We start from the raw sequence: 12,522 nt of genomic DNA, 5'->3' as shown, positions 1-12,522 counted from the left end.
AGCAGCATGCATTTGCGCCTCTATGGCTCGGTTTGCTTCGCAGTCGCGCTGACCTTCGCGCAAAGCGCCAGCCGCGCTTCCGACGAAGCCGTCCCCCAATCCCAAAACGACGCCAAGAAAGACGGCGAGACCAAGAAAGACGGCGAAACGCTGAGCGACAAGCTCGACCGGCAGAAGGGCGTGCTCGCGCCGAAGCCGGGTATCGACGATCCGATGGTCAAGGAGACGCCAGCGCCAAATCCGGATTCGATGCCGGTGATCCGGCCTCCGAGAAAACCCGGCGCTGAAGCAAAATAACGCGAGCCGAGGCGACGCCCTGTGACGACATATCTTTATGGCGACCGCAAAACGACGGAGCTTGTCGCCGCATGGAAAGAGGCGGAGGCGGAAGGCGTCGCGATCGACCAGGCGATCGCGCCTCTTCCGCTTCGAAAGCGCGCGCGTCTGCGCCTGCATGGCGAACTCTCGCCGGGAGACCTGCTCGTCGTCGACGATCTTGGAACGCTCGGCGAAACCTATCAGGAGATCGTCGACGCCGTTCGCGAGCTGATGCGGCGGAAAGTCTTGTTGCGGTCCATGGTCGATAATCTGGTTTTCGACGGCGCCGCCGATCGTCCCGCAGAACAGGCGTCGCGCGACGCGCTTGTCGGGTATGTCGCCGCCGCGGCCATGGACAGAAAGTCAGCGCGCCGCGCGGCGCAGACGCGCTGCGCCATACTGGCGGAGAAGCCGCCGGAAGCATGGGAAGGCGAAGCCGGCCGCCTGCAATTCCGAGTGATCGCAGGGCAAATCGCGGCCTTCGCCGTCGCCGTTTATTTACTCGGCGGCCTTGTTCCCGCGTCGCACAGACGCGAACCGCCGGCGCCGCTCTCGAGCGCCATTCAATCCCGCGCGGACGTCGCGACGGATTTGCCGGCGCGACCGCAGCTCCGGCCCGCCAACGCCGACGCCGAAACCCGGTCGGCTTCCGATCAACCCGCGGAGATCGCCAAACCGACAAGCGCGCCGGAGCCGCTGAACCTGTCGCTTGCGCAAGCGCGCCGAACCTACGCTACGGTCGCCCGCTGGCGCTCGGCGCGTCTCCAAGACCCGGCGTTCAAGGCGGAGATCGGCGCAACTGCGCCGCCAGAGGCGCGTCTCGCGACTTTTCCGCGCCGCCTCGTAGCGCGGCAGCGGAACTTGCGCGGCTACAAATTTGTCGTCGCCGACAAACGCGTCGCCGTTATCGATCCGGCGACGCGCCAGGTCGTCGCTGTCGTCAACCCCTGAATAATAGCCGCCTCGCGGCCGCCTTAGAGGATCAATCCGGGTTTACGGCGATGATCGTTCCGCCGAGCACGTTGGAGCCATTGTCGACGATGCTGTTCGTCTTGTCCGAATAGACGACGCTCGCCGAAATCGACACGCCAGTTCCATTGCCGGAGACGCTCGTACGCGACAAACGCACATTGCCGCGATTGGAGATGACCCCGATTCCATTACCGATCGCGCGAACATTGCTGAGATTGAGCATCGGCGCGGGCGCGCCGGCGGAAGAGGTCGACAAGAAGCCGTTCGACGTGCCGGTGGCCAGGCTGTCCGTTACGACGCTGTAGATGGGGCTTCCTGCGACGGCGTTTTTGCCGGAGATCTCGAAACCATTCAGCAGATTCGTGAAACGAAGATTCTGGAAGGAGCCGGCGAAACCGCCCGCAGGCATGATCGTCACACCATTGCCGCCTATGTCCGACACTGCGACATTGGACATCAGCACCTTCGCCCAGTTTGGCGGCGTCGCGTAGACGCCGTTATATTTGAACCGGCGAATGACGCAGTCGATCATCTGCAGGGAGCTGGCGGACTGCATATAAACGCCGGTGACGGCCGCCCAGGCGCCATCCAGCTCCAATCCTTTCAGTACGACGACGTCCGACGTCGAAGCATTGATCCAGATCGCATTGGCGTTCGCCGCCGGCTGCGTCACGCTCGCGACGCCCGAGCCGTCATTGACGACGGTGAGCGCCTTCGTGATCGTCAGCGGGCCATACTCCCCCGCGCTCGTGATGACGATTTCGCCGCCCGGATTGATGATGCTGTCATGCACATATTGAAGCGTCTTGCAGGGCGACGTCACCGCGCCGCAGCTACCCGAGTCGGAGCCGGCGCCCGAAACAAAGGCCCGGTTGACGAGCGCGGAAGCAGGGGACGCTCCCAAAAGCGCGACAAAGAGGACGGCGAACGTAGGCAAACGCGCAATCTTGAACACGGCGGATCAGCTCCATCTCGCCGCGCACGGCGCGCAGCGCTTCACAGCTACGCCGTCCTTCTTACCAACCGAGTTTTTTCGCAAAGTAAAATTTGCCCCCCTTCTCCCGTTAAATCTTTGAACGAAAAAAGCCCGCGCGAGTCCGGGCCAAGTAGATCTGGCCAAGTAGATGAAGGGAGAATTCTGACCTCCACAGTTCATTTTTCCGCGAGATCGCGACAGCGCCCAAGCAGCCAACCGCCCGCCATTTCCCGCCAAGGCGGGCCACTTTCGTGCCATAGTCCGACAATGAGCTATTCCCTGATGATCCATGGCGGCGCGGGCGCGATCCGCGCGCCGGAGCGCTACGAGGCGTCGCTTCGCCACATCGTGGAAACAGGCGCGCGCATGCTTGCGGATGGCGCAAATGCGCTCGACGCCGTGACGCGCTGCGTCGCTTTGCTCGAGGACGACCCCCTCTTCAACGCCGGGCGCGGCGCTGCGCTGAACGCCGACGACGCCGCCTTCTGCGACGCCTCGATCATGGATGGGCGCGACCTTTCGGCGGGCGCGGTCGCCGGCGTGCGCGGCGTGCGCAATCCGGTGACGCTCGCGAGGCTCGTCATGGAAAAGACGCCCCATGTTTTCATGATCGGCGCAGGCGCGGAGCAGCTTGGCGCCGCGCATGGAATCGCATTCGAGGAAGAAAGCTATTTCGTCACCCCGGAGCGCGTCGCCCAGCTCGCCCGGGCGAAAGCGCGCGATGAAACGTCTCTCGATCACGCGCCCAATGCGCATGGCAAGCTCGGCACGGTCGGCGCCGCAGCCCGCGACCGCGCTGGCGATCTCGCCGCCGCGACCTCCACGGGCGGGCTCGTCAATCAGATGAGCGGGCGCGTTGGCGATTCGCCGGTGATCGGCGCGGGCGTCTTCGCCGACAATGCGTCCTGCGCGGTCTCCTGCACGGGCGTGGGGGAGCAATTCCTCCGCACCTCGCTCGCGCGCATGACCGCCGTTTTCGTCGAAACCCGGCATATGCCGGCCGACGCGGCGGCCAAAGCGGCGATCGCTTACCTCCAGCGCAAAGTGAACGGGTCGGGCGGCCTGATCGTCGTCGATCGCGACGCTCGCCTTGGCGCCGCCTATTCGACGCCCGGCATGCTCTTCGCCTCGGCCAGCGATGGGGCGATCCGGATCGGCGCGGCCTGATAAATATGGCGCTCTGTTGCCCTGAAAGACGCAATGCGCGACAAGAAGCGTCGCTCTATGTCGTTGGCCGGAGGTGCTTGTGGATCCGTGGATTGCTCATATCGCTCACTCGGTCGGAACAAGTCCGGCCGTCGCCCGCCTCGCCGTCGGCCATGTCTTCGGCTTCCTTTTGAAGCGCCATCCGGATCAGGCGAATGAGCTGATCGACAAAATACCCGGCTCCCGGCAGGCTGTCGCCGACGCTGCGGCCGCGCCGCGCAAGAAAAGCCTGCTTGGCGGGGTTTTGGGCGGCGTCGGCGGCATGATGGGCGGCTCCAAGGGCGACATGCTGGCGCTGACCTCGGATCTGACCGCGCTCGGTCTCTCGGCCGACCAGTTGAAGCGGCTGGCGCATGAGATTTTCGGAGGCGCGGCGCTCGTCATCGGCAAGGACAAATTGCGCGTCATGACCGATCCGATTCCGGGCCTTTCCGGCTTCCTCTGGCCCAACGGCTAAAAAACAAGGCCGCGGTTTTCCGCGGCCTTTCCTGTCCGGGGTAAGTCCGAACGCTCAGTTGTAAAAGGCGACGCAGACCCGCTGGCCGTAATAGTCCCAGCCCCATTTGGCGCAACGCTGCGGCGGAGCCGTCGCGGCGCCCACCACAGCGCCCGTCGCCGCGCCGACCGCGGCGCCGGCAAGCGTTCCGCCCGCGCGACCGCCGGAAGCCAGCGCGCCAATGCCCGCGCCGCCCAGACCGCCAATCACCGCGCCGCCAGCGGCGCGCTCGCCCGGCGAATTACAGCCCGCCAGCGACGCCGCAAAAGCGATCGCCGCGCTCAGCAGCAAAACCTTCTTCATGATTTTCGTCTCCTTTCGGGGCGACGCGTCGAGCCCGCCGTCGCGGCGGCTCCGCGTCCTGTCACGCAGCGCCAGGAACCCGCCGCGCGCCGGCATGATTTGTTTTCGATCCGTCGCATGGATCGGCGCCAGCCTGCTTTCCGGCGCCGCGACGAATCTAAAGAAGCGCAGCCCCGATCGCTGTCGCGAAAATGCAACAGGTGGAAAATTTGGCCGGAACGCGCGCCCCGGATCCGCCGCAACTTCGCCGCGGCGGCGCGCGATTTGCTAAAATCCGCTGCGGCGTCCAGAGGCGCGCGCCGCCTGTAAAGACGCGGCGCCCTTGGGCTTGCGGGCCAAATTTGCTAGCAGCGAGTCGTTGCAACTTTCCAAGAGGAATCGCTGATGGACGCCGCCGCTCGCGCCGAGGAATTTCGCCGTCGCCTGGATGCGGCCGCCGACGCGACGGAGTCCGCGCTCGACGCTCTCCTCGCCGCCCGCGCCTTGCCCGGCGAAATCGTCCGGCCCGCGCGCCTGCTCGAAGCCATGCGCTATTCGACGCTCGGCGGCGGCAAGCGACTGCGCCCCTTCCTCGTCATCGAAAGCGCGCGCCTCTTCGGCGTCGAGGGCGAAAGCGCGACCCGCACGGCCTGCGCGCTCGAAATGATCCATTGCTATTCGCTCGTCCATGACGATCTGCCGGCGATGGACGACGACGATTTGCGGCGCGGCCGGCCGACGGCGCACAAGGCTTTCGACGAAGCGACGGCCATCCTTTCCGGCGACGGCCTCCTGACCTACGCCTTCGACGTCGTCGCCGACCCGGCGACGCATGCGGATGGCGATCTGCGCGCGACGCTCGTGCTCGCTTTGGCGCGCGCGGCGGGGCTCGGCGGGATGGTCGGCGGTCAGGCGCTCGACCTCGCGGCGGAGACTGCGGCGACGCCGCTCACGATCGACGAGACGCTGCAAATGCAGGCGATGAAAACCGGCGCTCTGCTGCGCTTCGCCGTCGACGCCGGCGGCATTCTCGGCGGCGCGACGCCGGCGCAGGCCGAGGCCCTGCAACGATATGGCAAGGCGCTCGGCGCGGCCTTCCAGGTCGCCGACGACATTCTCGACGCCGAGGGCGACACGGCGGCGCTGGGCAAGCGCGCCGGCAAGGACGCCGAACGCGGCAAGGCGACGCTCGTCGGACTGCTCGGCCTCGATGGCGCGAAGACGCGCTGCGCGGCGCTCGTCGAAGAGGCGACGCGCGCCCTGGCCGACACCGGGTTGGGCGAGCGGACGGAAATACTCGCCGAAGCGGCGCGTTTCGTCGCCGCCCGTCGAAACTAGGCGCGCGGAGGATGACGGCGGGGAGCGCGAAGGGGAAAGAACGATCGCCAGTCGGCGCGTTCGGACGCATTCTCCGCGCGCATTTCAGGCTGATCGCCTGCGGCGTCGCCGGCGCGGGCGTCGGTCTCGGCCTTCCCGCCTCGATCGCGCATCCGGCGGCGCCCTTCGCCTGGCTGCCCTATGAAATGAGCATGGTGACGCGCGGCCTCACCGGCTGGAATGTCGCCGTCTTTCTGTATCTGATCGCCGCCGCGAAACTGATCGCCCAATCGACGCATGAATCAATCCGCCGCCGCGCCAAAATGTCGGACGAGGGACGCACCGGGGTGCTCTTTCTCACCGCTGCGGCGACTTGCGTCGCCATCGGCGCAATCATCGCGGAGCTTGGACAGTCGCAAAGCTTCTATGAGGGCGAGAGAGCTGCGCATATCGCACTGGCGATCGTCACGGTCTTCAGCTCATGGACCTTCATGCATCTCATTTTCGCGCTTCATTACGCGCATGAATTCTACAGCGAAGCCGAGGAGGCGCCGCATGTCGACGCCCATGCGCGCGGCGGCCTGCATTTTCCCAACACGCCGACGCCGCAATATATCGACTTCCTGTATTTCTCTTACATTCTCGGCGTCGCCTGCCAGACGGCCGATGTCGAAATCTGCTCCAGGAAGATGCGCGCGGTCGCGCTCGTGCACGGCGTCGTCACCTTCTTTTTCAACACGACCATCCTCGCGCTGATGGTCAATATTTCGAGCGGACTGGTTTGATGCGCGACGCGGCGCGTTCTTTCGCTAAAGAGCGCGCGCGCATCCGAGCCATTCTGGTCGGATCGATCGGCAATCTGGTCGAATGGTACGATTTCTACGTCTATTCCGCCTTTTCGCTTTATTTCGCGAACGCTTTTTTCCCGGGCGACGATCCCGTGGCGCAAATGCTCTCCGCATCCGGCGTCTTCGCCCTCGGCTTCTTCATGCGGCCCGTCGGCGCCTATGTTTTCGGGCGCATCGGCGACGGGAAAGGACGCCGCGCGGCGCTGATGCTTTCCGTTTTGCTGATGTGCGCGGGCTCGCTCATCATCGCGCTCACGCCGACCTATGCGGCGATCGGCCCGGCGGCGCCGGCGATCCTCCTCTTCGCGCGCATGTTGCAGGGCGCGAGTTTAGGCGGCGAATATGGATCGAGCGCGACCTATCTCGCGGAGACGGCTGCGCCGGAGCGGCGCGGCTTCTATTCGAGCTTTCAATATGTGACGATGATCGCGGGGCAGCTTCTCGCGCTGCTTGTCCTGCTCGCGCTGCAAAATCTGTTGCTCGACGATAAGGCGCTGCGCGATTGGGGCTGGCGCATACCTTTCGCGATCGGCGCGCTGCTGGCGATCGTCGCGCTGCTCATGCGCCGCGATCTCGCGGAGACATCCGCTTTCGAAGCCGCGAGGAAAGACGCAAAACGCGGATCCTTGCGCGCGCTGCTCGATCACAGGCGCGAGACCGCGACAGTGGTGGGACTGACATTGGGCGGCACCATCGCCTTCTATGTCTATACGACCTACATGCAGAAATTCCTGAAGCTCTCGGCCGGCCTCTCCGCGTCGCAGACGACGTGGATTTCGGCCGGCTCATTGCTCTTCGCGCTGATCCTGCAACCGATCTATGGCGCCCTTTCCGACCGCGTCGGTCGCCGCCCCATGCTCATCGCTTTCGGCGTCCTCGGAACGCTCTTCACCGTCCCTTTGCTCTCCGCCATCTCGCAAACGCACGACGCCTGGACCGCCTTCGCGTTGATCTGTCTGGCATGGCTCATCGTCGCGCTTTACACGTCGATCAACGCGGTGGTGAAGGCCGAGCTTTTCCCCGCCGCGATCCGCGTGACCGGCGTCGCGCTTCCTTACGCCGCGACGGTCTCCGTCTTTGGCGGGTCGGCGGAATATGTCGCCTTGTGGTTCAAGTCGCAGGGGCATGAAAGCTGGTTCTACTGGTATGCGAGCGCGGCGATCTTCGTGTCGCTCGTCGTTTACGCGGCGATGCCGGAAACGAAGGAAGCGTCACGGATCGACCGCGTCTAGCTAGCTCGCAGCCGGCCCAATGCCGAGATCGGCCAGTCGCACCGCAAGCTCGGGGGCCAGCATCGGCGTCACGAGCGCCTGGGCCGGATGCTCGACGACCTCCGCATAACCGTCTACGCCGAGCCTGCGATGCGCCCAGATCGTCGCGCGTTTGGCGTCGATCACCCAGACTTCGCGAACGCCGTAAGCTGCGTAGACGCCGATCTTGCGGCCCTTATCGTAGTTCAGGCTCGAGTCCGCCACTTCGATGGCGAGCAAAACCGCGGCGCCGTCGAGCGCCGCCAAATCCAGGTCGCGCCTGAAAATGCAAAAGTCCGGTTCAAGAAAAGTGTGGCTGTCGAGGCGCAATGTCGTCTCTGGCGCAATCGCCAAATTGTCAGGCGCCGCGCGCTGGAAAAAGCGATTCAATTCAATTTTGATCCATTCATGCCTTGCACCCTTCGGCGACATCGGGACCACCTCGCCGCCGATAAGTTCGAACCGCTCGTCTTCGTCTATAATGCCGACGCGGACCATCTCTTCTATCTCAGACACGCTGAAGCACCGCCGAGGCATGCCGTCGGCGGCCTGCGTGACCAGCGGGAGATTGGCGGGTCTCAGATGCGTGTTCATCGCCCGGAATCTAGCACATCCCGCGCGACGGCGCAGGATCAATTGTCGAGGAAGCTCCTGAGCTTCCGGCTCCGCGAGGGATGCTTCAGCTTTCGCAGCGCCTTCGCCTCGATCTGGCGGATGCGTTCGCGCGTCACTGAGAATTGCTGGCCGACTTCCTCCAGCGTGTGGTCGGTGTTCATGCCGATGCCGAAGCGCATGCGCAGCACGCGCTCCTCGCGCGGCGTGAGCGAGGCCAGAACGCGCGTCGTCGTCTCGCGCAGATTGGACTGGATCGCCGCCTCGATCGGCAGCACGGCGTTCTTGTCCTCGATAAAATCGCCGAGATGCGAATCCTCCTCGTCGCCGATCGGCGTTTCGAGCGAAATCGGCTCCTTGGCGATCTTCAGGACCTTGCGCACCTTTTCGAGCGGCATCGCAAGCTTTTCGGCCAGCTCTTCCGGCGTCGGCTCGCGGCCGATTTCGTGCAGCATCTGGCGCGACGTGCGGACGATCTTGTTGATCGTCTCGATCATATGCACCGGAATGCGGATCGTGCGCGCCTGATCCGCGATCGAGCGCGTGATCGCCTGACGAATCCACCACGTCGCATAGGTCGAGAATTTGTAGCCGCGGCGATATTCGAACTTATCGACCGCCTTCATCAGGCCGATATTGCCTTCCTGAATGAGGTCGAGGAATTGCAGGCCGCGATTGGTGTATTTCTTGGCGATGGAGATGACGAGGCGCAGATTCGCCTCGACCATTTCCTTTTTCGCCTGCCGGGCCTCGCGCTCGCCCTTCTGCACCATATGGACGATCTTGCGGAACTCGGAAATCTCCAGGCCCGTCTCCGTGGCGAGCGCATGGATTTCGGCGCGCAGATCCTTGATGCGGTCTTTCTCTTCCGCGACGAACTCCTTCCAGCCCTTGGATTTGAGCTGCGCGACGCGCATCACCCATTTGGGATCGAGCTCGGAGCCGTGGAATTTCTCGATGAAGTCGTCGCGCGCGACGCCATAACTGTCGGCGAGCCGCAACAGCTTGGTCTCATAGCCGATGAGACGCTTGTTGATGTCGTAAAGCTGCTCGACCAGCGCTTCGATGCGGTTCTGGTTCAAGGAGAGAGACTTCACGTCCGTGACGATCTCTTTCTTGAGCTGCTTGTATTTGCGCTCCTGCGCCGGCGTCAGCGTCTCGTTCTTGAGCTTGTTCTCGACGTTCTGATCCTGAAGGCGGCGCAGCTTTTTATAGGCGTCGGCGACGCGCGCGAAGGTTTCCAGCACCTTCGGCTTCAGCTCCGCCTCCATCGCGGAAAGCGACACGGAATTGTCCATGTCGTCTTCCTCTTCGAAAGTCTCCTCGGGCGGCGCGCCCTCGGCGATTCCGGCCGGCGGCGTACGCGGCGCCGTGGCCGGCGCCATCTCCTCGCCTTCTTCGGCGGGAGCCTTGGCCGCTGCGGCTTTGCCGTCCGGCCCGGCATAGGTCGCTTCGAGGTCGATAATGTCGCGCAGCAGGACCTTTCCGGCTTCGAGCTCCTCGCGCCAGATGATGATGGCCTGGAAAGTCAGCGGGCTCTCGCAGAGGCCCGCAATCATCGCCTCGCGGCCGGCCTCGATGCGCTTGGCGATGGCGATCTCGCCCTCGCGGGAAAGAAGCTCCACCGAGCCCATTTCGCGCAGATACATGCGGACGGGGTCGTCGGTGCGGTCGGCGGGCTCTGAGGAGCGGGTCGCGACGGCGGTGGCGCGCGGGCTCTCGACGAGATCGCCGCTCTCGGCCTCCTCCTCCTCGGCGGCCTGTTCTTCCTCGACGTCGTCGGGGTCGTCGCCCTCGGTGACGGTGATGCCCATCTCCGACAGCATGGAGATGACGTCCTCGATCTGGTCCGACGAGAATTCTTCCGAAGGCAGGACGGCGTTGAGTTCGCCATTGGTGACGAAGCCGCGCTTCTTGGCGAGCTTGATCATCCGCTTTACGGCGGCGTCGTTGAGATCGAGAAGCGGCCCGTCGGCGGCGTCTACGGTAACGGCGCCTTCGTTATCGACCTTGTCTTCGTCTTTCTTCGCCATACACAGCTCCACACGGTCCCTGGCGCGGCGCCTCACGGGGCGGCTTGACCGGGCCTTGTATTTTTTTCGACTGTCGTCCGGAAACGGCCAACCCCGGCCCCTCCCCTTTCGACGCGAGCCCGAAGCCCGGCGCCGATTCTTTTCCCAACATTCTCCGCGGGGCCTTAACGACCCGCTAACCACACTCAAATCGCGCGGCAGGTCCAGAAAGTCAAAGCGAACGGGGCGACCGCCCGGAAGAAGCCCCAAAGCCCTCCAGAGCGGCTTCTGCGCCATCTAGCGCGGACAGTTGCGTTTGAATATCCCTCAGCAGCGCTAAATCTTGCTCGCAGGAACTCTCGGCCAGACGAGCTTCGACGGCGCGAAGTTCCCTATTTAACGCCGAAGAACGGCGATGCAAGACTAAAGCCTGACGCAGGCTCTCCGCGGCGTCGACGGGAGCCGCATCGGGGCGCACGCTCCATAGCGCCGCATGGGCCACCATCCCTTCAAGGCGCGCGGCGATCCCGCCAAGTCCCGCCTCTTCCAGCGCTTGGAGAAGCTCCGACCGCGCTCCCGCGCCCGCCTCGGTCCAGCGGACCATCGCGTCGCGCAGCGTGGCCGCCTCCACCGAGGCGAATTCCAGCCCCGCGACCTCCTCGACCTGAGCCGCAAGCACGTCCGGGTGGTTCATGAGGACGAGGAGAATCAATGCGTCGCGCGGCGCGATCGGAGGCTTTACGCCGCGAAAGAGCGGCGAATTCGCCAGCGCCTGGCTGATCCGCACCGGTCCGGGTTCGGGAACGCCCGGCCGGAAGGCGCCCCGCCGCCGGGGCGTAACGTCGCGCCCGCGGCCGTCGGGACCCGGCGCTCGGCCGAAGAGACGCCGGAGTCTGTCGCTCAATTCCTGGGCATAATAGCGACGAAGCGTCTCATCGCCTATTTGCGCGGCGATTTCACGCAGCCGTCGCTCCAGTCCCGCGCGGCGCTCAGGCGTGTCGAGCGCGGCCCCTTCCGTTTCCCGCATCCAAAGCAGGTCGACGAGCGGCAGCGTCTGCGCCAGCGCCTGTTTCACGGCGCCGGGGCCGCCCGAGCGGAGAAGTTCGTCGGGGTCCTGTCCGTCGGGCAGGAGCGCGAAACGCAGCGTCTTCCCCGGCCCGATATGCGGGAGGGCCGTGTCGACCGCGCGATAGGCGGCTTTCAGCCCGGCCTTGTCGCCGTCGAAACAAAGAATTGGCTCCTCGGCCATGCGCCAGAGGAGCTGGCACTGGTCCGGGGTCAGCGCCGTGCCCAGCGGGGCGACCGCCTGGGGAAAGCCCGCCGCCGTGAGGGCGATGACGTCCATATAACCCTCGACGGCGATCACCGCGCCGGCGTCGTGCGCGGCTTTGCGCGCATTGTGCAGATTGTAGAGCGTCGCACCCTTGTGGAAGAGCGGCGTCTCCGGCGAGTTGAGATATTTCGCCTGGGCGTCCGCCTCCATGGCGCGCCCGCCAAAGGCGATCACGCGCCCGGCGCGATCGCAGATGGGGAACATCACCCGGTTGCGGAAGCGGTCAAAAGGGACGGCGATGTCCTCGCCATGGATGAGCAACCCCGCCTCGATCATGGTCTCGACCGCAGCGCCCTTGGCGGCGAGATAGTCCCGCAGCGCGTGGCGCTCGGGCGGCGCATAGCCGAGCCTGAATTTTTCCCGCGACGCGGCCGAAACCTGTCGGCGGTCGAGATAAGCCCGCGCGTCGCGCCCCGCAGGATTCGCGAGCTGCTTGACGAAAAACTCCGCCGCCCATTCGAGCGCGTCGCCGAGCGTGGCGCGGCGCTGATCCTCCTCGCGCTGCTCCTTCGTCTCCACGGGCATGGGGAGTCCGGCGAGGCCCGCCAGCCGCTCCACAGCCTCGGGGAAGCTGATCCCCTCCGTCTCCATCAGGAAAGCAAAGCCGTCGCCATGCTTGCCGGAGGAAAAATCATGGAAGAAGCCCTTCTGGTCGTTGACGAAAAAAGAAGGCGTCTTCTCGGCGTTGAAAGGCGAGAGACCCCGCCATTCGCGGCCCTCCTTCCTGAGCTTCACCTTTTGCCGAACGACCTCGGAGACCGGCACGCGGGCGCGGATTTCATCGAGGAAGGAGGAGGAGAAGCGCATCAATGTCTTCTAGCGTTACTTCCCGCCGACGCAAATCGGCGAAAACGACCGTGGCAGGTATGACACAGTTATGCGGAAACAACAGAAGCGTCA

At 64.7% G+C, this 12,522-nt stretch carries 12 protein-coding genes; 7 read left to right on the top strand and 5 right to left on the bottom strand.

Going from position 1 to position 12,522, the window contains the following annotated elements:
* Window positions 1-6 precede the first annotated feature (6 nt).
* Together MMG94_RS18265 and MMG94_RS18260 are read left to right on the top strand one after the other, a co-directional pair.
* Entirely contained in the window at window positions 7-297 is a 291-nt protein-coding gene (locus tag MMG94_RS18265; protein WP_154419625.1) for a hypothetical protein, read from the top strand.
* Between the two features lie 21 nt (window positions 298-318).
* Window positions 319-1,269 carry a DUF1236 domain-containing protein gene (locus MMG94_RS18260; protein WP_051001086.1) on the top strand — a complete coding sequence of 317 codons (951 nt, stop codon included), beginning with the start codon at window positions 319-321 and terminating at the stop codon, window positions 1,267-1,269.
* A gap of 31 nt (window positions 1,270-1,300) precedes the next feature.
* On the opposite strand, the gene MMG94_RS18255 is transcribed toward MMG94_RS18260, so the two are convergent.
* A complete protein-coding gene (locus MMG94_RS18255; RefSeq protein ID WP_016918824.1) occupies window positions 1,301-2,245 on the bottom strand; it encodes a right-handed parallel beta-helix repeat-containing protein in 945 nt (314 codons plus the stop codon).
* A 288-nt stretch (window positions 2,246-2,533) separates the two neighbouring features.
* Between MMG94_RS18255 and MMG94_RS18250 the strand changes: the two genes are divergently transcribed.
* Together MMG94_RS18250 and MMG94_RS18245 are read left to right on the top strand one after the other, a co-directional pair.
* Window positions 2,534-3,433 carry an isoaspartyl peptidase/L-asparaginase family protein gene (locus tag MMG94_RS18250; protein WP_016918823.1) on the top strand — a complete coding sequence of 300 codons (900 nt, stop codon included), beginning with the start codon at window positions 2,534-2,536 and terminating at the stop codon, window positions 3,431-3,433.
* Window positions 3,434-3,512: 79 nt separating this feature from the next.
* On the top strand, window positions 3,513-3,929 hold the full coding sequence (locus MMG94_RS18245) for a hypothetical protein (RefSeq protein ID WP_026016080.1): 417 nt from the start codon (window positions 3,513-3,515) through the stop codon (window positions 3,927-3,929).
* Between the two features lie 54 nt (window positions 3,930-3,983).
* Here the strand turns inward: MMG94_RS18245 and MMG94_RS18240 are convergent, their stop codons facing one another.
* A complete protein-coding gene (locus tag MMG94_RS18240) occupies window positions 3,984-4,271 on the bottom strand; it encodes a hypothetical protein (RefSeq protein ID WP_026016079.1) in 288 nt (95 codons plus the stop codon).
* A gap of 384 nt (window positions 4,272-4,655) precedes the next feature.
* Between MMG94_RS18240 and MMG94_RS18235 the strand changes: the two genes are divergently transcribed.
* The 3 genes from MMG94_RS18235 to MMG94_RS18225 are packed head-to-tail and all read left to right on the top strand — an operon-like array spanning window position 4,656 to window position 7,647.
* Complete coding sequence (locus MMG94_RS18235; protein WP_016918819.1) at window positions 4,656-5,588, top strand: polyprenyl synthetase family protein; 933 nt, start codon at window positions 4,656-4,658, stop codon at window positions 5,586-5,588.
* Between the two features lie 11 nt (window positions 5,589-5,599).
* Window positions 5,600-6,352, top strand: coding sequence for a DUF1345 domain-containing protein (locus MMG94_RS18230; protein WP_016918818.1), 753 nt, complete (start codon window positions 5,600-5,602; stop codon window positions 6,350-6,352).
* Window positions 6,352-7,647: an MFS transporter gene (locus MMG94_RS18225; protein ID WP_016918817.1), complete on the top strand. Its 1,296-nt coding sequence runs from the start codon at window positions 6,352-6,354 to the stop codon at window positions 7,645-7,647. The genes MMG94_RS18230 and MMG94_RS18225 overlap by 1 nt, the downstream gene beginning before the upstream one ends.
* Here MMG94_RS18225 and MMG94_RS18220 read toward each other — a convergent pair whose 3' ends face one another.
* From MMG94_RS18220 to dnaG, 3 genes are all read right to left on the bottom strand, one after another.
* Window positions 7,648-8,301 carry a Uma2 family endonuclease gene (locus MMG94_RS18220; protein WP_244962192.1) on the bottom strand — a complete coding sequence of 218 codons (654 nt, stop codon included), beginning with the start codon at window positions 8,299-8,301 and terminating at the stop codon, window positions 7,648-7,650. It lies immediately after the preceding gene.
* Entirely contained in the window at window positions 8,298-10,310 is a 2,013-nt protein-coding gene (gene rpoD, locus MMG94_RS18215) for an RNA polymerase sigma factor RpoD (RefSeq protein ID WP_016918815.1), read from the bottom strand. The genes MMG94_RS18220 and rpoD overlap by 4 nt, the downstream gene beginning before the upstream one ends.
* Before the next feature lie 211 nt (window positions 10,311-10,521).
* On the bottom strand, window positions 10,522-12,429 hold the full coding sequence (gene dnaG, locus MMG94_RS18210; RefSeq protein WP_026016078.1) for a DNA primase: 1,908 nt from the start codon (window positions 12,427-12,429) through the stop codon (window positions 10,522-10,524).
* Window positions 12,430-12,522 lie beyond the last annotated feature (93 nt).

The sequence above is a fragment of the Methylocystis parvus OBBP genome (assembly GCF_027571405.1).
GTDB classification, from domain to species: domain Bacteria; phylum Pseudomonadota; class Alphaproteobacteria; order Rhizobiales; family Beijerinckiaceae; genus Methylocystis; species Methylocystis parva.
This window is presented reverse-complemented; position numbering and strand designations above follow the sequence as displayed.

Coding starts and splice junctions, on each gene's coding strand:
- MMG94_RS18265 (WP_154419625.1), top strand. CDS start 7: ATGCATTTGCGCCTCTATGGCTCGGTTTGCTTCGCAGTCGCGCTGACC.
- MMG94_RS18250 (WP_016918823.1), top strand. CDS start 2,534: ATGAGCTATTCCCTGATGATCCATGGCGGCGCGGGCGCGATCCGCGCG.
- MMG94_RS18240 (WP_026016079.1), bottom strand. CDS start 4,271: ATGAAGAAGGTTTTGCTGCTGAGCGCGGCGATCGCTTTTGCGGCGTCG.
- MMG94_RS18235 (WP_016918819.1), top strand. CDS start 4,656: ATGGACGCCGCCGCTCGCGCCGAGGAATTTCGCCGTCGCCTGGATGCG.
- MMG94_RS18230 (WP_016918818.1), top strand. CDS start 5,600: ATGACGGCGGGGAGCGCGAAGGGGAAAGAACGATCGCCAGTCGGCGCG.
- MMG94_RS18225 (WP_016918817.1), top strand. CDS start 6,352: ATGCGCGACGCGGCGCGTTCTTTCGCTAAAGAGCGCGCGCGCATCCGA.
- rpoD (WP_016918815.1), bottom strand. CDS start 10,310: ATGGCGAAGAAAGACGAAGACAAGGTCGATAACGAAGGCGCCGTTACC.
- dnaG (WP_026016078.1), bottom strand. CDS start 12,429: ATGCGCTTCTCCTCCTCCTTCCTCGATGAAATCCGCGCCCGCGTGCCG.